The organism is Roseivirga ehrenbergii (genome assembly GCF_001593005.1).
Taxonomy (GTDB): domain Bacteria; phylum Bacteroidota; class Bacteroidia; order Cytophagales; family Cyclobacteriaceae; genus Roseivirga; species Roseivirga ehrenbergii.
In genome coordinates this window covers 399,357-425,213 of the sequence record NZ_LQZQ01000002.1, presented here as the reverse complement: position 1 = coordinate 425,213, position 25,857 = coordinate 399,357, and the positions used below count along the sequence as shown (strand labels likewise).

Below are 25,857 nucleotides of genomic sequence, written 5' to 3'. Positions count from 1 at the left end.
TTTATCTCGATATTAAAATATGCCCACCTACGATTCCCTTATTTCACGACTACAGGAAAAGCTTCAAGAGGAGAAACACTTGACTTGTCATAAAATCATTAGGCAGTTTATTCATCTTTTTGAGCAATTAAAAACGCGTGAAATTCCGATTGAAGAACTTGGAGAACCCATTGACAGACTTGACAAGTTTCTGGAAATAGAACCCTTACGTTTTGGGCAACTAAGAACACTCAAGGCTAATATTCATGGTGTATTGAAGAAGAAATTCGAAATACTACCTCCACATTTCTATAGAGGTCAATGGATGTCATTAGGAATGGTGATTTTTGGAATACCATTGGGAACCGCATTAGGCAATATTGGTTTTATGGCAATCGGTATTCCCATTGGACTCGCCATTGGTGTTGCCAAAGACAAAAAAGCCCAGGAAGAAGGTAAAATGCTAACAGATATTTAGCCCTTCAAAGCTTCTTTAATTCCATTATAAATTGTTTCTATTTCAGCAATACGAATGCTGAGCTCATCAAAGGTTTCTTTATCGGCTTTGGCTTGTAATGCTTCTAACGCTTTTACTAAATCTGTAGCACTGAGGTGACGCGCTGGAGGAAGCATTTTATGGGCTTCGTTTTTAAGGCTCTCTCTAATTTTAAGCTGAATCGCTTTCTTTAAATTCTCTATACTTCTGGCAGAACTCGACTTAAAAATGGACACCATTTCTTTTACAAAATCGTCATCGCCCATTTCGCGCAAGCCAGAGAGATCAAACTTGGCTACTGCTTTTACCATTTTAGGGGCTGATGAACTCTTCATTTTGGTTTTCATCGTTTCTACACGAATCATTTCAAGCAAAGCATTTTCATCAAATGGTTTTCTCAATACTCGATTAAAGCCAGAAGCCAAGCTCTCTTTCATTTCTTGCTCAGAAACAGTAGCGGTAAGGGCAATCATTGGGGTTTGACTGTTCTTTCCTTTTCCGGCCCGAACTTTCCTTACTACCTCTAAGCCGCTGAGCCCTGGCATTTTAACGTCTAAAATGGCAATATCAAACACCTGGGTTTCAAGTGCTGCAAGAGCTTCGGTTCCATTATGTGTCTGTACCATTTTTATATCGTGAGTTTTAAAAATGGTTTCTAAAAGTTTTAGGTTGAAGGGCTCGTCATCGGCAACCAAAACCGCAATTCCTGATAAATGAATTAGGTTTTCATCTTTCGATTTTACCTCTTCTTTTATGCTTTGGCTAAGTGTAAAAGGCAAAATTAGAATCATTTCTGTGCCTTGGTCGGGCTCGCTTTCGATTAAAAACTCACCCTCATGTAGTTTTACCAGCATGGCAGAAATAGCCAAACCAAGTCCGGTTCCTTTGGCTTCATCGGCCACTGTGGCTTGTTCAAACTCTTCAAAAATTTTGGCTTGTTTGTTCTTTGGAATACCCACACCACTGTCCTTCACCGATATTCGTAAACTCACATTTTCTGCTGACTTAGACACTACAGAAGCACTCAGTTCGACATAGCCTTTTGGGGTAAACTTAATAGCGTTATGCAAAAGGTTAAGTATTATTTGACGTAACCTGTGCTCATCTCCTATTACATAATTCGGAATGCCATCGAAAGACGTTTTCAATTTCAAACCCTTTTCATCGGCCATTTCCTCAAAAATGCGCATGGTATCGTTGAGCAATAATTTAAGGTCGAAGGCTTCCTTATTCAGCTTTACCTTATTGGCGTGAAGTTTAGAAAAATCAAGAATGTCGTTCAGTAAATGCAACAGGTGATCGGAAGAACTTTTAATTATTTCTAATTGGTCTTTTTGTTCTCCAGGGGCTGTAGTTTTTAATAACTGATTAGTAAAACCCGAAATGGCATTCATTGGTGTACGGATTTCATGACTCATATTGGCTAAGAATTTCTCTTTAGCATCGGCCAGTTCTTCTGCGTTCTTTTTGGCTTCGCGAAGCACTGCTTGGTATTTTCTATTTCTACCTACATAATTCAACTGGCTGATTAATGTAATAAGCAAAAGCGCGCTTGATAATGCTGAAAAAATAACCACTTCGCGGTTGGTGTCATTGGCCAAGCCCTGAATATCTTTTACATGATCTCTACCCTCTTCAAGTTCGTGTGATTCAAGCGCATTAATTACATCTATAATTTTATTCTGAAATACCTGAGATTCTTTTTCCAAGGTAGAAAGCTGATAACGCAATTCAGACCCTTTTTCCTTACTCTCTTCTTTCGCTTTGGCCAGTTCTGACATAATTTCGGTTTGGAGAATCTCTGATTGAGTTGGCGCTACGGTGGTATCTGCTTTTATTCTGTTCTCTTTTTTTCTAAACAAATTCGTGACCTTTGTCCCAAAACCTATTTTTCTTGTAGTTTCCTTGAGTGTATCCGCCTCAGAGATTGCCTTTGGCAACGCCTCTATTTTCTGAGTTAAATCTTCCAATGTGTTTTCAAGCAAATCCGAATTAATAGCCGTCAATTTGGTCTGTACTTTGGCTCGTTCTTTTATCAAAAAGGAAAGGGAATCGCAGAGGGCGATCATTTCATCTTTTGTATAATTTGCTTTAAGTGAGTCAATCAAGTACTGACTGTTGTCTAAAGACGCATTAAAATTTCGGATATAATCGGGTTTGGAATTATTTCGATAAGCATCAATTTGAGTTTCCATCTCGTTAACATAGAAGGATACATCCTTCAAAATCAATAGATTAAAGTTTTGCTCTGCATTTTGCTGCAGCTCACTCACCATGTTGTTCAATCTTTGGTATGCCTTATAGCCTGCCACCGAAATAACTACGGTAAGCACGATCAAAGCCAGATTTACAATCCATGCTAAAGTGAGTCGGTTATTGAGTTTGAAACGAGCCATCTATCGCCTAACGTTGAAAAAATAAAATATTGAAAATTACTTTCTCAATATACGCTAGATAACCTTCCGGTAGACAATATGTTCAACTCAAAAAAGAGAAAGGCACCCAACTGAAAGTATTCAGCAGGCGCCTTTCGTTAATCAATTATTGAAATAAGTTGATTAGTAAGTTGGTTACTATTTTTGCTTGTACTTCAATAACTGATGTGGTTTCACCATCTATTGAAACTTCAACCTGCGTGGCTGATTCAAACTTTAATTCACCACCTAAAAGTTGATCTCTTTTATAAGAGGCTACAATTAGCTCATAATCACCTTCTGGCATAAAGGCCAAGGTAAAGTTTCCGCTAGCATCTGCTACAGCACTATTTACTGAATTCTCAAATCTTGAATTTCCATCAGTCGGCTCGTCCATTTCAGAGTCTTCAAAAGTACCTTCTAAGTATGCATATACAACTACTTTGTCAGCATCATCCATATTGTCTTCATCTACGGCTCCTTGAATCATACCTGCAGTAGATTTAGTAATCAATCTGGCTGTTGGTCTTAAATTGAATTCACCACTACCCTTTTTAACAAGAGCTTTTCTCAAGTCTACATCAAGTACAAGTTCATTCATGCTATTGGCCATTACTTCAAAATCGCCCGTAATTGCATAGCCCGAAGTTGATCCATTTGGCACTACAACTTCTTCAGTCGATCCATTAAGATACTTCACATAAGCTTCGTTAGAAGAAGTCAAGATCAAACGAATTTCATCGTAAGCGCCAGCTTCCAATTCAGTTTCACCCAAAATATAGGTTTCACCATTTTGGTAATCCATCAGGTTAAACTCTTTTGGAGATTCAAACATGATTGAATTCTGAATTTGACCATTGGCCATAAATTGCGCTTCGTCTACAGACAAGAAAACGCCAGTGATATTCTCTGCATCCACTGCAGCATCGGTTGCTTCTAGCCTAGCGGTTCCTGTTCCGTCAAGCTCAATTGAATTGTCGTCATCGCAACTCGTAAACATTAATGTTGGAATGATTAAGAGTGTAGCGGCTAGTGATTTTAGATATTTCATAACTTTCAGTTTTAATTTAGAATTTAACTCTTGGCCATTAGGCGAACATGATGCCATTCATGCCAAAGGCCTTTAATTGGCCTATTTTGGACTTTTCAGAAAATTCAACCTCAAGATTTTTTTCACATTGAAAAAAGCTTTGTCATTTTGATAAAGGAGTACCAAAAACTATATTTTTCGTTGTCCCAGTGCTTGTCTAGCAATACAACAAACCTTCTATTTCCAGACTTTTATAAATAGGAAATTGAAAGCGCAGTGGATTTTTCTATTTTTGAAGAAGCACAAAAATCAAATTCAATTTATGGCGAAGGCAAAGGCAGAAGTGAAGGAAACCCCGTTGATGAAGCAGTACAATGCCATCAAAGCCAAACACCCTGAGGCGCTGTTGCTTTTTAGGGTAGGCGATTTCTACGAAACCTTTGGCGAAGATGCTATTAAAGCCAGCAAGGTGCTTGATATTGTGCTCACCAAACGCGCCAATGGCTCTGCCAGCCATATTGAATTGGCCGGTTTTCCGCATCATTCCTTAGATAACTACCTGCCTAAATTAGTTCGAGCCGGAAACAGAGTTGCCATTTGCGATCAGCTGGAAGACCCAAAGTCGGTAAAAGGAATTGTAAAGCGCGGGGTTACTGAATTGGTGACTCCTGGTCTTTCCTTCAACGATAACGTGCTCGATAAAAAGCGAAACAACTACTTGGCTTCGCTCTTTTTCGATAAAGACCAAGTGGGTATTTCCTTTCTCGACCTTTCTACGGGTGAGTTTTTAACGGCACAAGGCTCTAAAGAATATATAGACAAACTCGTACAGAGTTTAAATCCTTCAGAATTCATTTTTTGTAAATCGAACCGAGAGGTTTTCTACGATCGCTTTAAAGAATCCCACAATACCTACCATTTAGATGACTGGGTTTATGCCTATGATTATGCTTACGAAAAGCTGACTAATCATTTTGAAACCGCTAACCTTAAAGGTTATGGTATAGAAAGCCTTGGCTTAGGCATTATTGCTTCGGGCGCTATTCTTCATTATTTGGAAGAAACAGAGCATAAGGAAGTAAAGCACATTGCCTCAATCAGTAGAATTGAAGAAGATAAATACGTTTGGCTCGATAAATTCACCATCCGAAACTTAGAATTGGTTTACCCGCAACAAGAAGGCGGAGTACCCTTAATTAATATTCTAGATCATACCTATACTCCAATGGGTAGCCGTTTAATGAAACGCTGGATGGTGCTTCCGCTAAAGGAAAAAAGCAGAATTGAAGAACGCCTTTCTATTGTAGATGCTTTTGCAGAAAACACTGAACTGCGCGATGAAATTTCTGCCCACCTTAAGCAAATTGGTGATTTGGAGCGATTGATTTCTAAAGTAGCTGTTGGTAGAATTAACCCTCGCGAAATGAATCAGCTGCGCAAAGCTTTGGAGAATATTCGGCCAATTCAGGGTTATGCGGCCAATGCGCCACACAAAGCATTGCAAGCTTTGGCAGACCAACTAAACCCTTGCGACAAACTATTAGAACGCATTCAAGAGCAGTTAAAAGAAGAGGCTCCTATGCTAGTGCACCAAGGCAATTTTGTGCAAGATGGCGTAGATGAAGAGCTAGATGAGCTTCGGAAAATATCGCATTCTGGAAAAGATTATTTGCTGCAAATTCAGCAGCGAGAAACGGAACGCACAGGCATTACTTCGCTAAAAATTGCCTACAATAAAGTATTCGGTTATTACTTAGAGGTTACCAATTCGCATAAAGACAAAGTGCCTGCGGAGTGGATCAGAAAGCAAACCTTGGTGAATGCAGAACGCTACATTACCGAAGAGCTAAAAACCTACGAGGACAAAATCTTAACTGCCGAAGATAAGATTCAAGCCATTGAGCAGCAGATTTTTCTCGACTTGGTTTCATTTGCGGCTGAATACACTGCTCAAGTACAGCAAAATGCCAAGGTGGTGGGCATGTTAGATTGCCTCATTTCATTTGCCACCGTAGCCGAGATTAACCATTATTGCCGTCCGCAAATCAATGACAAAATGATCATTGATATTCAGGAAGGCCGCCATCCTGTGATTGAAAAGCAATTGCCTGTGGGTGAAAGCTATGTGCCGAATGATGTTTTCTTGGACGACCAAACGCATCAAATTCTAATTATTACCGGGCCAAATATGGCGGGTAAATCTGCGCTCTTGCGCCAAACGGCCCTGATTGTGTTGATGGCGCAAATGGGTTGCTATGTGCCGGCCAAAGCCGCTATTTTAGGCATTACCGATAAAGTATTTACAAGAGTAGGCGCCAGCGATAACCTGTCGAAAGGCGAATCTACATTCATGGTAGAAATGACCGAAACGGCAAGCATACTTAATAATTTGAGCGATCGAAGCTTGGTGTTAATGGACGAAATTGGTAGAGGAACAAGTACTTACGATGGAATTTCCATTGCTTGGTCGATTGTGGAATACTTGCATAACCACGACAAATTCAAACCTAAAACGCTTTTTGCTACGCATTACCATGAGCTGAATCAGTTGCAAGAAGACTTTCCTGCGATTAAGAACTTCAACGTTTCGGTAAAGGAAGTGGGCAACAAGGTGATTTTTATGCGCAAGCTCAAAGAAGGCGGCAGCGAACACAGTTTTGGTATTCATGTAGCGCAAATGGCGGGTATGCCAAACCCCGTTGTCATTCGCGCTGCGGAAATAATGCATCATTTGGAAAAGGACAAAATCCGCAACCAAACGGACGACAAGATCAAGGATATGCCAAAGAACAACTTTCAGCTGAACCTCTTTGAAGCCGACCCAACTTTCAATGAAATCAAGGAAATTCTTGAGACGCTAGACATCAACACCATTTCGCCAGTAGAAGCATTGCTCAAACTAAATGAGATTAAAGGAAAGTTGAAGAAGTAGATTTTCGTTATTTTTGACAAAAAAGACCCGTATGAGCAGCGCAGATATCAGGGAGAAATTACACGACTTTATCAACAAGGCAGATGACAAAGCACTTGAAGCGCTGTATTCAATCGTGCAATCTGGTATAGATGAATCAGATTATACCCTGAGTAAAGAACATAAAGCTCTTCTTGAAGAAAGACTTGAAGAACATGAAAAGTACCCAAACTCTGGTTCAAGTTGGGAAGAAGTTAAAGATCGAGTGAAGCTGTTAGTTGTTTAGCATTTCCGCTCTAAACAGACAGACTCTAGCGGTTTCGATTTACAAACTCAACCTCAGAGTGACGGTTAATAAACGAAAAAAGCCCTCTTTCAAGGGCTTTTATAATCTTCAATTTGTTAGAGTTCTACTCCTTTCCATAAAGCGCTTTTCCTGTTTCGTAGTATTTATCACTTTCAATCCAGAACGGAGTTTCATCTGCATTTCCGATAAGGCGTGAAGCCAATACGTAACTGCTGAAGAACTTAAATAGATAGTCGTAATCTACTGTTTCGGGGTTGTCTCCTGGTTGGTGATAGTATTTGGTTACATCTCCATCAAAAGCACGGAAGCCCAAGCTATAAGTAGGTGCTGGAATTCCCTTTCGTGCAAAGCTCACATTATCCGATCTATCGAATAGGCCTTGCTCACCCGCAGGATCATCAATGGCAGTAAGGCCATAAGCCGTGTTGGCGTCCTTTATCAATTGTGGCACTACGGTAAATCTTTCCAAGCCTACGACAGTAGAAATGGTGGTATCGTTATAGCCAGCGTTGTCGCTATTCCAGCAAAACACAATTTCATTTAAAGGCACAATTGGGTTATCGGCCATCCATCTACTTCCGATAAGACCTTTCTCTTCGCCTGTGTACAACACAAAAAGCGCAGATCTTCTCATTGGGTACTTACCAATATTCTCTGCAGCAGAAAGCACCGTTACTGTTCCAATCGCGTTATCTCGAGTACCGTTGTAAATAGAGTCTCCTGTTTCGTCTGGTCTTCCAATGCCTACGTGATCGTAGTGTGCAGAAAACATGATGAACTCATCTTTCAATTCAGGATCAGTACCCTCAATCATGGCCAAGACGTTTTTGTCTTTGGTCAGCTCATTCACCATTCCCTTGATTTCAATATTCGCTCTTTTGATGCTGCGCGTCATCATAAACCTTTGGGTAGAATTGTCGGCATCCTTCAACCAAAGCTGAGGAATGATTTTTCCTTCATCACCATCAGGATCGATACTCAAGCTAGTGCTTCTGAAACGGGCTCCTACTTGTTCGAACGAAGTAGGAAGGTTATAGAATTCTACGATTCCAGCTGCTCCATTTTCTAAAGCCAATTGGTATTTCTGACGGCTGAACTGAAGAATTTGACGTGTGTCAGTAGCTTCCCCATCGCCAATTTTTGCGAATACTATTTTGCCCTCTACATCCTTTCCTTCATAATCGGCTGCCAATGCATAATTGAGGTATACGATTTCGCCTTCCACTTTTTCGCTTTGGCCTTCTAATACTAAAAGGTTGGTTCCTAGTTCAAAATTCTTACCCGAGAAATCTAAAGTAGCAGACTCCGCTGGGCTTTTCTTTCTAATTGGTACAGCCTGAAAATAACCATCGGCACCTGGCACAGGTTTAGCACCATAAGCTTTCAACTGATCAGCAATGTAATCTGCTGCTTTTAAAATTTCTGGTGAGCCAGTATCGCGGCCTTTCATTTCATCTGAAGCCAAGTAGTAAATGTGCTCCTTGATGGTTTCTTTGTTTACCGTAGCGTCTGTTTTTTCTTTGTCAGTAAGAGGACTGCAGGCGCTACCAATAAACAGCAACAAGCCTGAAAAAAGGAGTGTCTTTTTCATATTACTTCAATTCAAAATATTTAAAAACAGGGTATTCAACAGCTTTTTGATCAATGCCATTTTTTTGGAAATACTCATCAAAGAAATTCCAAGTTACTAACCCATCATCTGATTCTGGTTCTAACATATAGAAAATAAGATTGGCCAAAGGCTGAGCTAAGTCTACCCAATAATCGCCTTTACCAAATTTCTTAGTGGTGTTTTCAAAGGCTCCTTCAATAGTCGCCATGTTGTGCTTTTCGAAAGGTCTTTGCGCTAGCGCTAATTTTGTCGCTTTATATGCCTGACCTGTTGCTCTCACATTCTTTTCAAGCTTTGTCACCTTCACCCCGTTCTTCATTAGGTGTTCGGCAATGTTGGCAAACTCGGCCGGAATAATGTAGCCCTTTGGTAAAATGGCAGTAACTGTTGGGGTAAACGCACTGTAATTCACTACATCAGGCAACTCAACAATTTCTGGCTTTCTCAAGTAACGTTTTCCAGGTCTATTGCCTTCAGTTTCTTCATACTCAACGTAATTGTATGCTCGGTAAGCAGGAATTTTTTCTTCCAAAGGTGTCATTTCAAACCTTACTCCTTTGCTTACTTTGCCACCTTGTTCTTTTACCAATTGAATGGCTGCGGCTTCGGCTTGGGCATTTACCTTCAACATTTCCTTTCCATTCTTATTGGTGAATTCCAAAATCTCTCTTATAAACGCATAGGTAGAATTGATACGTTGGTACAAACGCTCATGAGCAAAGGCTTCACTCAAAATTGCCATTCTATTTCTTAAACCAAACTGGTTCACCAAATAACGTGGGTGGTGATTATAGGTACTAATAGACTTAATCGGCCAGCCTTCTCTCTGTGGGTAGAAGTAACCATATGGGCCGAGGTATACATTATCTTTCTTCTTTACTTGCTCGGTTACCTCTGGAAGAATTCTATCCCAAGTAAAATCATATGGCGCTTTTTCGCCAGCGGTATGGTAGCTAGGTGCCCAAGTAAGTGAATAGCCATGCCAAACACCGTTAGTGGTGTGTAGGTCTACGAAAAGCGCAGGGTCCCAAGGCACAATGATATTTTGAATAAGTCCGTTGGTTTCTAAGGCTTCTTGTTTAATGCCATCACGGTTCAAATCCCAGCCTTGGCTATTTTCTCTAATTCCTACTTCTTTTGGGCTGTCTTCTTGCGAAGGTCTACGGCCAGCTTCCATTTTATCGTTAGAATCGGTATTGTAGATAGGCGCAAAAAGGATGATTTGATTGTCCAAAAGATAACCCTTGTCTCCGTGAAGGATTTCGCGAAGCATTACCTGCACCGCTTCTTTTCCTTCTACTTCACCCGAGTGAATATTTCCTTGGATATAAATGATGGGCTTGCCACTTGCTTTTGCCTCGGCTGGCGTGCTCACTTTTGGGTTTGCCAACACCAACACAGGAATGTCTTTTCCTTCTAAACTCTTACCCATAGAAATACGGGTTATCTTATTGCTTCCTTTACTCACGGCATCTATAAATGCCATTACATCGGCATAGCTAGAGGTTTTCTCGTAGTTTGAAAGTTCTGGTGTGGTTAATAATGCTTTTGGTAGGTCTTGCGCAGTTACTGAAAAGGCAAAACAGCTCAACATCAAAAGATAAAAAAGTCTCATAATTATCAATTTAGGGTCGGTGAAATTACCAAAAACAAGCAGATGTTTTGCTATGTTCAAATTGCTTTTATTTCGCTTTTATATAGGCGGTACTGCCTTTAATCGTATCCTTTTATAATTTCAATTGACCAATTCTAGCCTATATGAACAGACGTAATTTTGTAAAACAGACAAGTTTAATTACCGGCATTGGCGCCACAACGGGCTTCTCCTTTTTAAGCGCTTTGTTTGATCAAGGGGGTTATAAAATGAATCCATTAAGAAATAACGTGGGCTTTTTTACTGAAAAAGGCGGAACGATTGGTTGGATGGCTTCTAATAATGGAATTGTAGTGGTAGATACGCAGTATCAAGATTCTGCTGCTCATTTGATTGAAGAGTTAAAGAAAAAAACGAGTCGACAAATCGACCTTTTGATCAATACGCATCATCATGGCGATCACACTTCGGGCAATATTGCTTTTAAAGGCTTGGTTAAAGAGTTTGTTGCTCATGAAAACTCGAAATCTAATTTAGAGCGAACCTCAAGAAATCCGGAAAGTACCCTCTTGCCCGATACCACCTATAAGTCTGGAAAATGGAGTAAAAAAGTAGGAGACGAAACCATGGCGCTACATTATTTTGGGGCAGGTCATACAGATGGAGATTCGGTGGTTCACTTCGAAAACGCGAATATCGTTCATATGGGCGATCTGCTTTTTAACAGAAGACCACCCTTTATTGATAAATCCGCTGGGGCAAATATGGCCAATTGGCAAGTGGTTCTTGAAAAAACTTATAATACCTTTGACAACGATACGATTTTCGTTTACGGACACGCTGGAGATGGTTATAATGTTCAAGGAAAGCGCGAAGATTTGAAGGCTTTTAGTAACTATTTGGCCAAATCATTAGAGTACGTTAAAAAAGGAATTGACGGAGGAAAGACAAAGGAAGCTTTGTCGGATGTGAATGAAATACCAGGTGCTCCTGAATGGAAAGGAAACCAATCTAGAACAATTGATGCAGCCTATATGGAGCTGTTTGAAGGAAAATAATGATTTTAAAAAAACTTACTTTATCTGTTTTATTCATACTTTTTGCCCTTCCTACTGAGCAAAATGGTGTTGGCCTAAGCTTACTGGAAAAAATGTACGAACGCTACCAAGGCAAATGGTATAAAAATCTCACTTTCGATCAACAAACCATTAGATACGATGAAGATGGAAATGTAGTGAGTGAAAATATTTGGTATGAAGCCATCCAAATGCCCGACAAGCTGGCCATCAAGTTTGATGAAATAGACAAAGGCAACGGAATGATTTTCAGAAATGACTCTATCTATCAACTGAAAGAAGGAGTTGTTACGGCTTCAAGAATAATGTACCACCCTTTGCTAATTTTAGGCTTTTCTGTATACGATCAGCCGGCTACAAAAACAGCTAGGGCTCTTACTATTTTGGGATTTGACTTAGAAAAGGCTTACCAACGAGACTATAATGGTAAAAAAGTATATGTGGTAGGAGCGCTAGAAGGAGATGAAAGTTCGAACCAATTTTGGATTGATAAAGAAACGCTTCTGTTTGTTAGAATGACGCAGAACTTTGGAAACGGACGAAATCAGGATGTCCATTTTGGTAAATATGTGAAAGTTGGTGGGGGCTGGGTGGCCACTGAAATAAAGTTTTATACCGACAACAAGTTGAGGTTATTGGAAACCTATTCCAATATCAAATCACCTAAATCGCTTTCTCCTGAAATATTTGAGCCCAAAAATTTTGAAGGCGCCAAGTGGATGCCTTAAATGCTTGTATAACATTAGAGCATAAAAAAATGTCTCTCAGAATTAATTGAGAGACATTTTTAATATTTGTCTATAAGGTTTATAAATCGAATAGATGAGTATTTAGCTTTTTAAGCGCTTCCTCTTTAGAGCCCTCATCTGTCAATAAAGAAATATTATGTCGGCTACCTCCGTAGGAAATCATTCGAATTGGAATGCTGGTTAGGGCTTCAAAAATATTATTGACTACCCCTTTTCTTTCGGCCACAAAATTACCCACTACACAAATGATGGTTTGATTCTTATCTACCTCCACGGTTCCAAATTTCTCTAGTTCGGTAAGAATTTTATTCAAATAAGTATCGTCATCTATGGTTACTGAAACCGCTACCTCAGAGGTAGTAATCATATCGATTGGTGTTTTATACTTCTCAAAAATCTCGAACACCTTTCTTAAGAAACCATAGGCCAATAGCATTCGGCTCGACTTGATCTTGATGGCGGTAATTCCATCTTTTGCAGCCAAGGCCTTCACATCATCAGAAGTAGTTGCCGTGCTAATCACTGTGCCTTTTGCCTCTGGCTGCATGGTATTCAACAAACGCACTGTAATTCCCATTTTCTGCGCTGGCCAAATAGAAGCAGGGTGTAAAATCTTCGCTCCGAAATAGGCAAGCTCAGCAGCTTCGTCAAAAGAAAGCTCGGCAATCGGAAAAGTTTTATCTACCACCCTTGGGTCATTGTTGTGCATTCCGTCAATGTCGGTCCAAATTTGAATTTCGGTGGCATTAATGGCTGCGCCTACTAAAGAAGCCGTGTAGTCACTTCCTCCACGCTGCAAATTGTCAATTTCACCTTTATGATTCTTGCAGATATAGCCTTGTGTGATAAATATTGTAGCGTCATTTTCCTTTGCCAAAATAGCTTTTAGCTTTTCAGAAATGAGATCTAAATCTGGCTCTTCTTCCTCATTGGTACGCATAAACTCTAAGGCTGGAAGCAGCTTTGCACTTACCCCAATCTCTTCTAAATAAAGCGTGAAAAGTTTGGTGGACATCAGCTCACCTTGTGCCAAAATATCTCTGTTCAGCGCCTCATTGAATGATATTTTGAGCGTAATGAGCAAAAACTCAAAGTGCTCATCAATCATTTCTTGTGCTTCTTCAGTCTTTTCTGAAGTAGAAAATAAAGCTTCTATAAAAGTAGCATAATGCGCCCTAAGAGACTCAATCTTAGATTTAGCTTCTTCCTTATCGCTTTTGGCCAATGACTCACCAATGGAAACAAGAGCATTGGTAGTACCTGAAAGGGCCGATAAAACAACAATTTTTGAGTGCTCATCTTTTGTAATGAGCTGAGCCACTTGGTGCATTCGTTCCGGTTTTCCAACCGAAGTTCCTCCGAATTTTAAGACCTGCATAAATTGATCTGGAAAAGTAAATAGTGAAAATTATTAATTAGAAGCCGAGCATTTTCACCGCAGTAATTGCGGCTTCATCTCCTTTGTTACCATGTTTTCCTCCAGCCCTATCTAAAGCTTGTTGTTGGGTGTTTGGGGTAAGTACACCAAAAATCACAGGCTTATTGTACTTTAACGACACGTTGGTAATGCCATGCGCTACGGCATCGCAAATAAAATCGAAATGACGCGTTTCGCCCTGAATAACACAGCCCAAGCAAATGACGGCATCAATTTCTTCTTTTTGGGCCATCCATTGAGCGCCCATTGAAAGCTCGAAACTACCTGGTACCATTTTCTTGATAATGTTTTCCTTGGTTACTCCGTTGGCAATTAGGGTTTCATATGCGCCTTGGTAAAGCGATTCGGTTACTTCTTCATTCCATTCTGAAACCACAATGGCAAACTTTTTCTTACCCATATCGGTAAGGTTTTTATCGCTGTAATCGCTAAGGTTTTTAAGGTTAGATGCCATAATTTTTATCGTGTATTGCTGTAGGTTTATTTCTAATTTAAAAAGTGAGTTTAGCCCTATGCTAAATAAAAAAGGTAAGACCTTACGACCTTACCTTCATTGTTAATTTTTTTTGAATCAAGAATTAACTCCCGGCAAGACCTTCTAGGCGAGCCTTATGCTTTCGTGCGCTAGCGTACTCAGCAGTTCCAAAGTGATTCTTAATAATATCGTCTAAAGGCTTAATAGCCGCTTTAAGGTCTCCTTGTTTTTCGTAAGCCAAAGAAGCTTTCAATAAATAAGCTGGAGAAAAAGCATCGTCATCAGCAGTACTTGCTGCTTTTTCGTATTGGCTTGCTGCATCACTGAAATTACCCAATTCCATGTAAGCATCACCTGTTAGCTTATAAGCTCTTGCTTGAATCAATTCTTCAGAAGAAGAAAAGTCTTTCAAATGATCTAAAGCCAATTGAAATTTTTGCTCTTTTAAATAAATCGCTCCAACATAATAGTTAGACAAGTTTGCTGCTTCTGTTCCACCGTAAATATCGATGATACTTAAGAAACCAAGGTTTCTACCGTCACCATTTAAGGCCAAATCAAGGCTGTCTTGCTCGAAGTAATACTGCGCCTGAAACATGTCTGCCTGAGCGCTATCGTTTTTATTCGACTTACTATAATTAAGTAGGAAAATAGCGCTGGTTACTACAATAATTACCAAGCCCACTATCATACCAACAAAACCTGCTGGTCCTAGCTCTTTCTTCATTTTTCCAACTGCTGAGTTGGTATCGTTATGCTCGTTGTGTGCTTCTTCTGAAGTCTTTTGTGCCATCTCTTGAAAATTAGGTCGCAAATATAAGGAAAATGTTGAACAACAAGGGATTAAATCCTATTCGGTGATGAACGGGTAATCCTCTTGTACATAAACGTCTTTGTAAGCCTCAGACGGATCTGGATAATCAGACTCTTCTGCAAACTTAACCGACTCTTCCACAGTAGCTTTGATCTTCTTGTCTATCTCTTTCAATTCTGCTTCAGTAGCCCATTTGTTCTCCAAAATCTTAGCTCTTACTTGCTCAATTGGGTCTCTATCTTTGTATTCGTTTAATTCCTCTTTAGTTCTGTATTTCGCAGGATCAGACATTGAATGCCCTTTATAACGGTAAGTTCTGAATTCCAATAAAGTTGGGCCATCTCCTCTTCTTGCTCTGTCGGCAGCTTCTTCAACGGCAATGTGAACGTTTTCGGGGTTCATGGCATCAACCGCAGCAGAAGGCATATCATATGATTCACCTAAAGTATGAAGGTCGGTTACGTTAGAAGTTCGTTGTACCGAAGTTCCCATGGCGTAACCATTGTTTTCGATTACGAAAATCACAGGCAATTTCCAGTTCATGGCCATGTTGAGCGCTTCGTGGAATGCTCCTTGACGCACAGCACCATCACCCATCATACAGATACAAAGCTTACCTGTTTTATTATATTTTTCGGCAAAGGCAATACCTGCGCCCAAAGGCACCTGCCCACCTACAATACCATGACCGCCCATAAATCCAACTTCTTTGTCGAACATGTGCATAGAACCACCTTTTCCTTTAGAAACACCTGTTTCTTTGGCCATCAGCTCGGCCATAATTGCATTAGGGCTAGTGCCCAAAGCCAATGGCTGACCGTGGTCTCTGTAAGCAGTAATCCACTTATCGCCTTTTTCTAAGGCTGTAACCGAACCACTTGAACAGGCTTCTTGGCCAATGTATAAATGGCAAAAACCTTTAATTTTTTGCTGTCCGTAAAGCTGTCCTGCTTTCTCTTCGAACCTTCTTTGTAACAACATGTTCTCGAACCAGAACATATAAGTCTCCTTAGAGAACTTTGTCGCCTTTGTTGCTTTTGCTTTAGATGTTGCTTTAGTTGCGGCCATTCGTCAATATATTTGAAGGAAATCTCCGTTTCCTTTGCTTGTACAAGTTTAAATCGGAGTGCGAAAATAAGACAAAAACGTTCAACTTCGAAATTAATGCATCTCGAATCTATCGGCCTTAATAATTTCAAGAACTACGAAAGTTTAAAGATCGACTTTTCGAAGGAAATTAACTGCCTTGTGGGGAAGAATGGAAGCGGTAAAACTAATCTGCTAGATGCCATTTATTACCTCTGCATCACCAAAAGCGCCTTTAACCCACAAGATGTTCAATGTGCCCTCCACGGACAAGACTATTTTTCTTTACGAGGAAAAATTTCTCTGGGCGAGCGAACTCACACCCTTGTTTGTGGTTTGCAACTGGGAAAAAAGAAATTAATTAAGCTGGATGAGAAGCCTTACAAGAAAGCGAGCGAGCATATTGGTAAGTTTCCGGTGGTACTTATTGCGCCTAACGACACCGATGTAATCCGCAATGGTAGTGAAGACCGAAGGCGGTTTTTTGATGGAATTATTTCACAAACCAGCCAAAGTTACCTCAACGACCTTATTCAATATAACCACGTACTCAAGCAGCGCAACAGTTTGCTAAAACAGTTTGCCGACCGTGATTTTTTCGATGCGGCTCTGCTTCAACAATATACCGATCAACTCATTGAAATTGGCCAGCGCATTTACCAAGTAAGGAAAGGCTTTACTCAGGCTTTCCGTCCGTTGGTGCAAAAGCATTATGCCCTGCTTTCAGAAGAAAGTGAGCAAGTAGACTTACAATATGAGTCGGACTTTGGGCAGGACATTGCTGCCATGTTTAAGCAAAATCAGAAAAAGGATTTAATTCTGAAGCGCACCAATGTGGGCATTCACAAAGATGAGTTTCTATTTGAAATGGAAGGCGAACTGATTAAAAAGTTTGGGTCGCAAGGGCAGCAGAAGTCTTATTTGATTGCACTTAAGCTGGCGCACTTCGATTATATTTTTACCGAAACAGAGATTAAGCCCATGCTGTTGCTCGATGATATTTTCGATAAGCTAGATGATTTCCGCATTACCAAACTGATGGAAATGGTGGCCTCCGATGCCTTTGGGCAGATTTTCGTTACCGATGCCCGCCCCGAGCGCAGCCAAAAGATATTCGAAGCCATTGGCCATGAAGTAAGGTTTTTTGAGGTAGAAGGAGGAGAAATTGAAGCTACTAATCCCTAACTTTCGATTATGGAAGACATCATATACTTAGACCATAACTCTACCACACCTCTAGACCCACGTGTTTTAGAGGCTATGATGCCTTATTTGACTAACCAATATGCCAACGCCTCCAGTAATCACATATTTGGGCACGAGGCCAGTCAAGCGGTTAAAAAGGCCAGCAACCAAATTGCCGATCTGATTCACTGCCAACCAAATGAAATTGTCTACACCAGCGGTGCAACGGAATCCATTAATTTGGCGATAAAAGGAGTAGCAGAATCTTATATAGGAAAAGGCAACCACATCATCACCGTACAAACTGAGCATAAAGCTGTATTGGATGTTTGTGAATATCTAGAAACAAAGGGTTTTGAAGTTACCTACCTTCCGGTGCAGCCTGATGGCCTTATAAGGCTTGAAAATTTGAACGCAGCAATCAAGGATACCACTATTCTTGTTTCAGTAATGGTTGCCAATAACGAAACAGGAGTAATTCAGCCTATCCAAGAAATAGCAGAAATTACACACAATGCAGGAGCATTGTTTTTTACAGATGCCACACAGGCTTTTGGAAAAATCCCTTTGAATGTGGACAAGATGGGAATTGACTTGATGGCTTTTTCAGGGCATAAAATATATGGCCCAAAAGGAGCAGGAGGGTTATTTGTAAGAAGCAGAAGGCCAAACCGTGTAAAGCTAGAAAGCCAAATCCATGGAGGTGGACACCAAGGCAGAAAACGAAGTGGAACGCTGAATGTACCGGGAATAGTGGGCTTGGGGACAGCTGCCGAACTAGTTAGGCAAGAAATGGCACAAAATGCCAAGCACACTTCCGAACTGAGAAACTATTTAGAAACTGAGCTTTTAAAAATTCCAGGCACGAAAGTAAATGGCAACAGAACCCATAGACTCCCAAATACCACCAATATCTACTTTGAAGGAATAGACTCGGATGCTTTAATGATGGGAATGCCTAATATTATGGTTTCAAATGGTTCTGCTTGTACCTCAGCACTAATAGAGTCCTCTCACGTCCTTCATGCGATGGGGTTAATGGAACTAGAAGCCTTTAATTGTTTGAGATTTGGCTTAGGAAAACTAAATATATTAGAACATGCTCAAAGAACTGTCACTCAATTATCCAAAACTTGTTATTCACTAAATAAATTAGTATAATTGACCTAATAATTTTGGCATTATGATTATTCAAGAAATTTCACAGGGAGCAACTTCTTCAGGTCCAGTATGGGCGGATTCTGCAATTCTGGCAGCAGCAATTGGTGCAATAGGTGCATTTATTGTCGGTATAGTTTCACTAATCCTCAATTATAAAACGCATAAGGAGCAAATTACCGAAAAGAGAAAAGAGGAAAGAAGACAAGAAATATATAAAAAGCTGAATGATTTCTATGGCCCCTTTCAGTCCTACCTTAACGCAAGTAAAGAGTTTTACAAAATTTTCATGGTTGGTAAACCAGCTGAATTTAGAACTTTAACTTTCCTTTTAAACAAAGAGCAAGAATATCAATTTCAAGATGGCACTACTCGCAAAGTGGCACTAAACCAAACTGACAAAGAGCTCTTAGAACAAATTTTATATATCGGTCAAAAATTAGAGGATTTAATCATTGAGAAGGCAGGCCTAGTTGATGACCCAGAGCTTAGATATGATTTCAGAACGGATGCAGATGTAACAGATGCAGCTTTAGAAGGCAACGGTCTATTAGCTTTCGCAAAAACACATTTTCAAATAATTAGATTAGCACACTTAGGAAAATTCAGTGGAGAAATCGATCGGTTTAAGAACTATGTTTTTCCGAGACAACTTCCCATTAAAATTGAGGAGAGGATTGTAGCTCTTCAAAATGAAATTAAAGAACTGAAATACTAATCGCTTCTGTAATTGAAGTGAGCTGTTATTAACTAAATTTGAGGCCAAACAACTCGTTAAATACATGCTCAACGATTTTCCTGAAATCATCTACTTCGTCATCATTTAGTGTGGTTGAAGCCTTTTTATGAATTAAATCACAGCGATGATTATAGTACCAACGTATACTATTCCATAAATCCTGATCGAAGTTTGTATGCTTTTGAATTTCTAAGTGTACTTGATTCCGATCTTTAAAAATATTTTTTAAACGATCCTCGCTGTAGGCATCAGGAGCCTCATAAACCAAAAACTCTTTAAAGCCTATTTCAAGCGAACTATCAAGGATTATCAAGAGTACTCTGTTTTTTTGAGAAATATCTAGTTTTTGTATAGCCTTGTATGTAATTATTGTTTCATACAGGCCACGGGTATATTTCTTTTTTTCAACAACTTCTTTGTTGAGCGATTTAAGAGTATCCGAAAACTTCTTTTTAGAGGTGATTATAGGCATTAAATATTTGTTAATTGACACTCTGCCTACATCTATAGTGCTCGTTACTAACTCTCCATTTTTATAAGGAAACACATTGTCCTTCCAGCCTCCTTCACTCCTTTCAAAACTCCTTGATACCTTCACCCAATATGTTGTCAATTCAATGATCTTTTTTTGAATTAACTTGAAGCTCTCATTATGATAATTAAAGCGACTTTTACTACTATCCCATGGCATATATTTAGCTGGCCCTTCAAGCTCTACTATCACGCGCATACTGTTTAAGTGATCGGAAGAACCAGCGTTGCTTTTCACATACCCTACTTCTGGACTTCTTTCCGCCTTTACTATTAATCGCTTATTGCAATATAAATATACTCCATGTCGTCCATCACCAGCGCATCCTTCTTTCAATAGGCCTCCTGTTATTCTAGCTTTCACGCTCCGATTCTCCTCTACCAAAAAATGCATATTAAAACTTTGCGGGGGATTACTGTCTGGGTAGGCCCAATCAGTATCAAATGCTAAAGGGCTTATTTCAGTATTATTCAAAACAATACTTACATGTCGTTCGGTTAGATATTTAGAATAAACTTGACCAAGATGACCTCTTAAAATACTTTCAGAGTTTTCTTCTATCTCCTTTCTAAGAGTACTCAAGTAAAGTTCCGTATTCCCCGCTAAAATCGAACGAGTCTTTCTTAAAGGTAGATTCCAAGAATCTTCTTGGAGCCAATCGGTAGTTATCTCAACCAAATGAGTATCGGGTGAATCAATATGATGGGAGAGTATTTTTGTATTCTCTGACAATGCTACTATTGCCCTTTTGGAACCCACTCCAAAAATGCCTATCGAATTATCAAGATCAGAATTACTTGATGCTCCAGGACAAACTAATAGCCGCATTCCTTCAGCGGTGACACCTCCAGCATTATCTGTAAATAGAATAGTCTGCTGACGTTTATCTAACTCTATATTGATACAAAGTAAACTTGAAGAATTACTTTTATCCCAGTGATCGATTGAATTATCTATCAATTCACATATTGATAACTTTAAATCGTAATCATTTACTATTGAGAAAAATGACCTTTTTTCTGGAGTTGCATCGATGTTTTTTATGAATTTATCCACGACCGGAGAATTGTGACAGCTTAAAGTTGCTGAGACTCTTGTATTCAGCTAAATTGGACAGAGACTCCCCCTTTTGAATCTTACCCATGTTTTTAATCAAAGCATTATGCTCTTTCTCACCAACCCCTAAAAACTTACTCATCAAGCGAACATTACTTTTATCCTTAATATCTAACAAGAAGGCTGTTTCACAGTTGCTTGAGAAGTCAATATCGGGTTGGTTAAACTCTTCAATACCTTGAGAAAGTAGAAAAACAGAAACTCCTTTTGAGCGTATTTCTCTAAGGATTTTGTCTAGTAAACCTTGTGCCTTTTTGTTGTTGAAAACATTGTGTGCCTCATCAATTAAAAAAACATATCGCATACCCACTTTCCCATCTTCAACAGGCGTGTTGGCCATGTTCATAAAGGTGTTGTATATATAATTGATGATCAGGAATGTAGCGGTAAAACGTATTTCAGAGGGTAAGTCTCCGGAAAGAGAGAAGTAATAGTTTTTATCTAAAAATGTATTTAAGGGATCTACCTCGGTTTCAAAAATAGTATAATCACTTAAGGTAAAAAGTATGTTACGAAGGGTGCTTTGCTTATCCCCCTCAATCTCCATAGCAAAATCAAAGATTTCCTTCATGCTAGGGTATTTGCCATCTTTCACATGGCTGTCGAAAGCCGCTAAGGTGGCCTCTCTTAAAGACTGTTCTTTGTTCTTGCCAATGTTGGCAAAGCTTGAAATGATATCCACAAACTTTCCAACCCCCATCTTCTTGTTGGTATCATTGTCTTTATCTATAAATGACAATGGATTTAAAGGAAACGGCTTTTGCGGACAGTCAATGTAGGTGGTGTTTGTACTGTCAAAAAATGGTTTGAGATAATTTAAATCATCTCCTTTTAAGCCTTTGAAATCCAGATAAACAAAATTGACAAGACCTTTAGAGGCTTCGTTCATTTGTCTTAAAAACTCAAGAGCAAACTGGGTTTTGCCTGTTCCAGAAGCACCTGCTACAGCAATATGTTGATTGTTGTGGATGTTGACATCATTGATTTTAAACTTGATGGGTTCGGCCTCATCTAGCGTTTGCCCTACAATGATTTCGATTAAGTCTTGATAGGCAGCCTTATCCTTTACTTTCAGGTGTTTGCTACCCTCACCATAGATAATCGGCTCAAAAGAAACATCAGAAGATTCTAAGGCCTCTATACCTTTTTCAAGCTCGGCTGAAAGAAAATCAAAAGCCGTAAAATGAGGGTTTTCTTCAAAAATGGTATTGATGCGTTGCAAACCATCATCGATGTGCATTTTTATGTATTTGCCTATGTTAGGGTCGGATTTGTGTAGATTATAATGCTGACATGTCAACGCAACGTAGAAGTCCTTATATCTCCCAAACAAAACGTCATCCTTATATTCTTTACCCTTGCTATCCGTAAAGTCCTTATCTAAATTGAGTGTTATGTTTTGGGCAATAGAGTAACTGAAAGCAATTCTGGAAATCACATTCTCAGATGCCAAACTAAGCTTATTGCTAAGGCTGGTAACTACCTGCCTATTCTCCTCTGATGTTTTAATATTAAACTGCATCTGCACTTATTTCTTCGAAAGCCTGAAAAAGGTCTTCTGGATTTTTCACTTCTTTAAATTCAGAATGGTCATTCCCTAAGTTATGGATCAAATAGACATTGGATACTCTTGGTAGGATAATATCATATTCATCTTGAGTCATCTCCTTTTTAACCAGTGGGAAAATCACAACTTGATCACTAATACTTGGATAAAAATAGCGCACAATGTTCTCCGCATGCTTAACATCAAACTTCTGCATTGGACTATCAATAAAAACAGGGAATTCAATATTCGATTCCTCTACAAGGCCTTTAAGCAAAGCCGAAGCATACATTTGTTTTTCTCCGTTCGAAAGACCTTCCTTTCTTATGACTTCATTGCGTTCATTTCTCAATTGAATATCTATCTCATCTCCGATAATATCTACATCCACTTTCTTGATAAAGCTCTTTTTATGCATCAGGCTATTCAATCCAGAAAGAATTTCTCTTTCTAGAGACTCTTTTTTCTGCTTTTTAAACTCCTCAATAAAAGTCTGAAGCTCTCCAATTAATCGTTTTGTAGTTTCATCTTTTGCTTTCAAAGACTTAGACACTTCAATCTTTTGAGAGATATTGTCTATCCTCCTTTTTAATTGACCTTTATTGTTATTTGCCGCACCAATTTCTTGGTGTAACGAGTTAACTTTTGCAGTTAGAGATTCTATATCATTATCAATCTTCTTTTTCTTTGTTCTAAGTGCTGAAATAACGGGGTCTTCTGCATTAGACTCGGCCAACTTTAGTTGCCTCCTAATTGTAGAAAGTTCGTTTTTACTATAATTGTAGTCACCATTTATTCTACGAAATGACTCTTTAAATGAGAGTTTGAGGCTGTTCACTAAAGCCCCTAGTTCATTTTTCTCAGTATCCGAATAGTCATGAATAAATTGAAATTCAGGATCAACTGTTGGTACGCCAGAAAAGAAGTGTTTTCTAATAAGACTCTTGATAGTAGTTTTGTAGAAGTCCTCAACTCTATAGTCAATTACTACATCCTTAGGTTTCGGCTGAGCAATTAAATCATTGATTATTTTGTCGGTTGAATCCTTTACTTGTTCCTCACTTAACTGCGCATTTTTGAGTTCAGACTCAATATCCAGTTGATTTAGTACGCTCAATAATTTATCTCCAGCAATTGCAAATGGTATTACATCATAAGAGGACTTTAGTTCGTCTTGTAAAATTTTCAATTTGGACTCAAGGGTAGCCGCTTTTCCTCTAAGTTCCTCAAGCTGCTGAGCAGTCATTTGATTCCCTTCTCGAATCAATTTTTCTTGAATTTGAGTAGCCTCAAATTCCAATTTTTCAATGTCACTTGTATTGTTATCTATTTGTTCTGTTTTGACTTCAACTTCAATGTTAATCTGATTATACTCAGCTTGAAGTTTTTCTAGTTCCATTCTTTCATTGGCACTAGCTGAATCTTGGCGGATTCTTAAAAGAACCTCCTCTAATTCAGCTTTGAGGTCTTCGTACTTCTTTATCCCTAAAACCTCAGAATAAGCTCTATTTAGACTTACTCGCTGTTGCTTATCAGCAACCTCAGCTAGGGTAATGATTTTTTCCGCATCAAAGAAAAAGAACTTGGCAATCTCCATCGGCATGATAAAATCACGAATAAAGATTTCTTCAGCAGTAAGCTTTGTATCTCCAAGGCCTTTCACGAGTTCGCTTTCATGGCCATCAATAAGTATTTGCACCTTATCAGAGGCACTTGTAACTACATCGTATGCTCTCGTGATTTTTATTTCCTGACAAGGTATCTCAGGAATATTGAGATCCGTGATAACAATAGAAACTGAAAAAACAGTACGTCCTTCTTTTAAAGCAAGTCTATTTAAACTGTTACCTATATACTTATCATAACCACCATAACTCTTGATTTCCTTCTTGTAAAAATCATCCACTTGATCCATTTGTCTGCCATAGAGACACCAAACCAAGCCCATTAAAAAAGTAGTTTTACCAAAACCGTTCATTCCACTAACTACAGTGATGTTTTTGTCAGCGGATGGGGCTAAATAGATTGGGTTATTGCCCTTATAAATCCGGAAATTATTGAACTCTACCTCTGTGAAAATCATTTATTGTCCTTTATGAATTTCTCAATATGCAAGGTTATATCATCTTGCAGTCCTCTTTTCTTAATCATGAGAGTTTTGGTTTTTTGAAGCTTTAGTAACTCTTGAATCAAGCCAAAATCCTTTTCGTTTTTTCCACAAGATTTTTTGAGCAGTTCTTCTTCCTTTCTCAGTTTTTGTTCGTGTTCACCCATAGCAATTTCTTTTTTATAGACACGGTTGTATATTTCAGCTACTTTGTATTTAAATAAGCTATCTCTGTACCAAGCCAATTGAATGGCCACTAATTCTTGATGTCTTATTAGCTCCATTTCGGGTTGCTCCTGTTGAATTTCAAACTGTGCTTCTAATAGCTTCTCCAAAAGCATCGCTCTAACCCATTCCCTGTAAGGTCCTGGGCCTTCTTGCCCATTCTTCCTAAACTCCTCTCTCCACTCCGGATTACTTCGTTCGTCTGCAATCAGATTTCTGATCTCTACCAATGGTAACATCCATTCTTCACCGTTATCAATCAAGCCTTCCATTGACTTGTCCTTCTTAACGACTGTACAAACCCAACAGCCAAAACGACTACTACCACATGAAGGAGTAGTTTTGTCGATTACCAATGGACAATCATCAGAATTGGCATTTCTATAGAGTGTAACCAGCTCTTTATGTGAGCCTCCCCATGGAGGAGACATTTGCATTAAGTATTGCCAAACTTCATTTGTGGTTACATCTTTAATAGGAGCAAAAACATACGCATTTGGCAACACATGCTTTCTCAGGCGCGCCTGTCCATACTTTTCATGCTTCTTCATTGATTTCGCCCTCGAGCTACTTTCATCTGAACGAGTTCCAAGCAATATTATAGCCTCTCCTTGTTTTTCAATTATACTTTGGATGTATTTCGTAGTAGGCTTTATTTTTAACCTATCTGTACACCATCTAAAATTAGAAATCGGAGCTGGATACCCTCTTCCCACAAGATTTACCCAAAAACTATCGCTTAATTCAGGTGTTGTTTGCACAACATAAAATGGCATACTTTGCTCGGCAGCAGCCTTTTGTAATCTATCTAATGTCCGGTCAATAAAAGATAAAATTCTTGGGTTCTCTACCAACGTATTATTACAAACGATATGAACCTCTCTGCTTCTTAATTCACTTGGGATCTTTTTTAAGACATTCCAAACAAGTTGTAAAAGTAAAGTAGAGTCCTTTCCCCCACTAAAGCCAATAACCCAAGGTCGCTTCTGATTTTCATCATATAAATACTGACTTGTAATCTCAGACTCGATTTCTTGTATTTGATAGAAAAGCATTAAGTATACTGTATAAAAGAATGAATGTAATAATTGTAATCCTTTAAAAAAAGTTCGGGCGATTTTCCCCTTGATATTGAAGGCAAATTAATTGAAATTAATCCGTTCAAGGTGGAAAAACAATAATATATACCGCAGATAATTTTCAAAAAGATCGAATAATCGACAACCAAATACGTAATCACTTACGTATATACCCTATTTACTTTATAC

20 protein-coding genes are annotated in these 25,857 nt (G+C 39.0%); 8 read left to right on the top strand and 12 right to left on the bottom strand.

What is annotated here, in order from left to right; genetic code table 11:
• The first annotated feature begins 19 nt into the window (after positions 1–19).
• The gene (locus MB14_RS03755; protein WP_062588866.1) at positions 20–457 is read left to right on the top strand and encodes a hypothetical protein; all 438 of its coding nucleotides are present in this window, start codon (positions 20–22) and stop codon (positions 455–457) included.
• On the opposite strand, the gene MB14_RS03750 is transcribed toward MB14_RS03755, so the two are convergent.
• Together MB14_RS03750 and MB14_RS03745 are read right to left on the bottom strand one after the other, a co-directional pair.
• Positions 454–2,871 (bottom strand): ATP-binding protein, encoded by a 2,418-nt coding sequence (locus tag MB14_RS03750; RefSeq protein ID WP_062588864.1) that lies wholly within the window; start codon positions 2,869–2,871, stop codon positions 454–456. The genes MB14_RS03755 and MB14_RS03750 overlap by 4 nt on opposite strands.
• 145 nt (positions 2,872–3,016) lie before the next feature.
• On the bottom strand, positions 3,017–3,940 hold the full coding sequence (locus MB14_RS03745; RefSeq protein ID WP_157716538.1) for a DUF4382 domain-containing protein: 924 nt from the start codon (positions 3,938–3,940) through the stop codon (positions 3,017–3,019).
• Positions 3,941–4,241: 301 nt separating this feature from the next.
• Between MB14_RS03745 and mutS the strand changes: the two genes are divergently transcribed.
• Positions 4,242–6,851 carry a DNA mismatch repair protein MutS gene (gene mutS, locus MB14_RS03740; RefSeq protein WP_062588860.1) on the top strand — a complete coding sequence of 870 codons (2,610 nt, stop codon included), beginning with the start codon at positions 4,242–4,244 and terminating at the stop codon, positions 6,849–6,851.
• A 31-nt stretch (positions 6,852–6,882) separates the two neighbouring features.
• The gene (locus MB14_RS03735) at positions 6,883–7,116 is read left to right on the top strand and encodes an addiction module protein (RefSeq protein ID WP_062588858.1); all 234 of its coding nucleotides are present in this window, start codon (positions 6,883–6,885) and stop codon (positions 7,114–7,116) included.
• Positions 7,117–7,240: 124 nt separating this feature from the next.
• On the opposite strand, the gene MB14_RS03730 is transcribed toward MB14_RS03735, so the two are convergent.
• A complete protein-coding gene (locus tag MB14_RS03730; RefSeq protein ID WP_062588856.1) occupies positions 7,241–8,728 on the bottom strand; it encodes a M28 family peptidase in 1,488 nt (495 codons plus the stop codon).
• Between the two features lies 1 nt (position 8,729).
• Positions 8,730–10,364: a M14 family metallopeptidase gene (locus MB14_RS03725; RefSeq protein WP_062588854.1), complete on the bottom strand. Its 1,635-nt coding sequence runs from the start codon at positions 10,362–10,364 to the stop codon at positions 8,730–8,732.
• 143 nt (positions 10,365–10,507) lie between these two features.
• On the opposite strand from MB14_RS03725, the gene MB14_RS03720 reads away from it, so the two are divergent.
• Positions 10,508–11,401 (top strand): MBL fold metallo-hydrolase, encoded by an 894-nt coding sequence (locus tag MB14_RS03720; RefSeq protein WP_062588852.1) that lies wholly within the window; start codon positions 10,508–10,510, stop codon positions 11,399–11,401.
• A complete protein-coding gene (locus tag MB14_RS03715) occupies positions 11,401–12,147 on the top strand; it encodes a hypothetical protein (RefSeq protein ID WP_062588849.1) in 747 nt (248 codons plus the stop codon). Before MB14_RS03720 ends, MB14_RS03715 begins: the two co-directional genes overlap by 1 nt.
• Positions 12,148–12,226: 79 nt before the next feature.
• Here MB14_RS03715 and MB14_RS03710 read toward each other — a convergent pair whose 3' ends face one another.
• The 4 genes from MB14_RS03710 to pdhA all read right to left on the bottom strand — a co-directional run bounded on the left by MB14_RS03710 (position 12,227) and on the right by pdhA (position 15,963).
• The gene (locus tag MB14_RS03710) at positions 12,227–13,546 is read right to left on the bottom strand and encodes an aspartate kinase (RefSeq protein WP_062588847.1); all 1,320 of its coding nucleotides are present in this window, start codon (positions 13,544–13,546) and stop codon (positions 12,227–12,229) included.
• 37 nt (positions 13,547–13,583) lie between these two features.
• Entirely contained in the window at positions 13,584–14,060 is a 477-nt protein-coding gene (gene ribH / locus MB14_RS03705) for a 6,7-dimethyl-8-ribityllumazine synthase (protein ID WP_062588845.1), read from the bottom strand.
• Positions 14,061–14,184: 124 nt separating this feature from the next.
• Positions 14,185–14,874: a tetratricopeptide repeat protein gene (locus MB14_RS03700; RefSeq protein ID WP_062588844.1), complete on the bottom strand. Its 690-nt coding sequence runs from the start codon at positions 14,872–14,874 to the stop codon at positions 14,185–14,187.
• A 57-nt stretch (positions 14,875–14,931) separates the two neighbouring features.
• Positions 14,932–15,963: a pyruvate dehydrogenase (acetyl-transferring) E1 component subunit alpha gene (gene pdhA / locus MB14_RS03695; protein ID WP_062588841.1), complete on the bottom strand. Its 1,032-nt coding sequence runs from the start codon at positions 15,961–15,963 to the stop codon at positions 14,932–14,934.
• 96 nt (positions 15,964–16,059) lie between these two features.
• On the opposite strand from pdhA, the gene recF reads away from it, so the two are divergent.
• Genes recF through MB14_RS03680 form a run of 3 tightly spaced genes read left to right on the top strand, consistent with a single transcriptional unit; the run spans position 16,060 to position 19,042 of the window.
• Complete coding sequence (recF, locus tag MB14_RS03690; RefSeq protein WP_062588839.1) at positions 16,060–17,166, top strand: DNA replication/repair protein RecF; 1,107 nt, start codon at positions 16,060–16,062, stop codon at positions 17,164–17,166.
• 9 nt (positions 17,167–17,175) lie between these two features.
• A complete protein-coding gene (locus MB14_RS03685) occupies positions 17,176–18,327 on the top strand; it encodes a cysteine desulfurase family protein (protein WP_062588837.1) in 1,152 nt (383 codons plus the stop codon).
• Positions 18,328–18,349: 22 nt separating this feature from the next.
• A complete protein-coding gene (locus MB14_RS03680) occupies positions 18,350–19,042 on the top strand; it encodes a hypothetical protein (protein ID WP_062588834.1) in 693 nt (230 codons plus the stop codon).
• A gap of 28 nt (positions 19,043–19,070) precedes the next feature.
• Here MB14_RS03680 and MB14_RS03675 read toward each other — a convergent pair whose 3' ends face one another.
• The 4 genes from MB14_RS03675 to dndC are packed head-to-tail and all read right to left on the bottom strand — an operon-like array spanning position 19,071 to position 25,644.
• Entirely contained in the window at positions 19,071–20,651 is a 1,581-nt protein-coding gene (locus tag MB14_RS03675) for an ATP-binding protein (RefSeq protein ID WP_062588832.1), read from the bottom strand.
• Complete coding sequence (locus MB14_RS03670; RefSeq protein ID WP_062588831.1) at positions 20,644–22,233, bottom strand: DndE family protein; 1,590 nt, start codon at positions 22,231–22,233, stop codon at positions 20,644–20,646. The genes MB14_RS03675 and MB14_RS03670 overlap by 8 nt, the downstream gene beginning before the upstream one ends.
• The gene (gene dndD, locus MB14_RS03665; RefSeq protein WP_062588829.1) at positions 22,223–24,340 is read right to left on the bottom strand and encodes a DNA sulfur modification protein DndD; all 2,118 of its coding nucleotides are present in this window, start codon (positions 24,338–24,340) and stop codon (positions 22,223–22,225) included. The genes MB14_RS03670 and dndD overlap by 11 nt, the downstream gene beginning before the upstream one ends.
• Positions 24,337–25,644, bottom strand: a complete 1,308-nt coding sequence (dndC, locus tag MB14_RS03660; protein ID WP_062588827.1) for a DNA phosphorothioation system sulfurtransferase DndC — start codon at positions 25,642–25,644, stop codon at positions 24,337–24,339. Before dndC ends, dndD begins: the two co-directional genes overlap by 4 nt.
• Positions 25,645–25,857: the final 213 nt, after the last annotated feature.

What these genes read in the sequence shown, in the direction of transcription:
- MB14_RS03755 (WP_062588866.1), top strand. Translation starts at nt 20, where the DNA reads ATGCCCACCTACGATTCCCTTATTTCACGACTACAGGAAAAGCTTCAA.
- MB14_RS03750 (WP_062588864.1), bottom strand. Translation starts at nt 2,871, where the DNA reads ATGGCTCGTTTCAAACTCAATAACCGACTCACTTTAGCATGGATTGTA.
- MB14_RS03745 (WP_157716538.1), bottom strand. Translation starts at nt 3,940, where the DNA reads ATGAAATATCTAAAATCACTAGCCGCTACACTCTTAATCATTCCAACA.
- mutS (WP_062588860.1), top strand. Translation starts at nt 4,242, where the DNA reads ATGGCGAAGGCAAAGGCAGAAGTGAAGGAAACCCCGTTGATGAAGCAG.
- MB14_RS03735 (WP_062588858.1), top strand. Translation starts at nt 6,883, where the DNA reads ATGAGCAGCGCAGATATCAGGGAGAAATTACACGACTTTATCAACAAG.
- MB14_RS03730 (WP_062588856.1), bottom strand. Translation starts at nt 8,728, where the DNA reads ATGAAAAAGACACTCCTTTTTTCAGGCTTGTTGCTGTTTATTGGTAGC.
- MB14_RS03725 (WP_062588854.1), bottom strand. Translation starts at nt 10,364, where the DNA reads ATGAGACTTTTTTATCTTTTGATGTTGAGCTGTTTTGCCTTTTCAGTA.
- MB14_RS03720 (WP_062588852.1), top strand. Translation starts at nt 10,508, where the DNA reads ATGAACAGACGTAATTTTGTAAAACAGACAAGTTTAATTACCGGCATT.
- MB14_RS03715 (WP_062588849.1), top strand. Translation starts at nt 11,401, where the DNA reads ATGATTTTAAAAAAACTTACTTTATCTGTTTTATTCATACTTTTTGCC.
- MB14_RS03710 (WP_062588847.1), bottom strand. Translation starts at nt 13,546, where the DNA reads ATGCAGGTCTTAAAATTCGGAGGAACTTCGGTTGGAAAACCGGAACGA.
- ribH (WP_062588845.1), bottom strand. Translation starts at nt 14,060, where the DNA reads ATGGCATCTAACCTTAAAAACCTTAGCGATTACAGCGATAAAAACCTT.
- MB14_RS03700 (WP_062588844.1), bottom strand. Translation starts at nt 14,874, where the DNA reads ATGGCACAAAAGACTTCAGAAGAAGCACACAACGAGCATAACGATACC.
- pdhA (WP_062588841.1), bottom strand. Translation starts at nt 15,963, where the DNA reads ATGGCCGCAACTAAAGCAACATCTAAAGCAAAAGCAACAAAGGCGACA.
- recF (WP_062588839.1), top strand. Translation starts at nt 16,060, where the DNA reads ATGCATCTCGAATCTATCGGCCTTAATAATTTCAAGAACTACGAAAGT.
- MB14_RS03685 (WP_062588837.1), top strand. Translation starts at nt 17,176, where the DNA reads ATGGAAGACATCATATACTTAGACCATAACTCTACCACACCTCTAGAC.
- MB14_RS03680 (WP_062588834.1), top strand. Translation starts at nt 18,350, where the DNA reads ATGATTATTCAAGAAATTTCACAGGGAGCAACTTCTTCAGGTCCAGTA.
- MB14_RS03670 (WP_062588831.1), bottom strand. Translation starts at nt 22,233, where the DNA reads ATGCAGTTTAATATTAAAACATCAGAGGAGAATAGGCAGGTAGTTACC.
- dndD (WP_062588829.1), bottom strand. Translation starts at nt 24,340, where the DNA reads ATGATTTTCACAGAGGTAGAGTTCAATAATTTCCGGATTTATAAGGGC.
- dndC (WP_062588827.1), bottom strand. Translation starts at nt 25,644, where the DNA reads ATGCTTTTCTATCAAATACAAGAAATCGAGTCTGAGATTACAAGTCAG.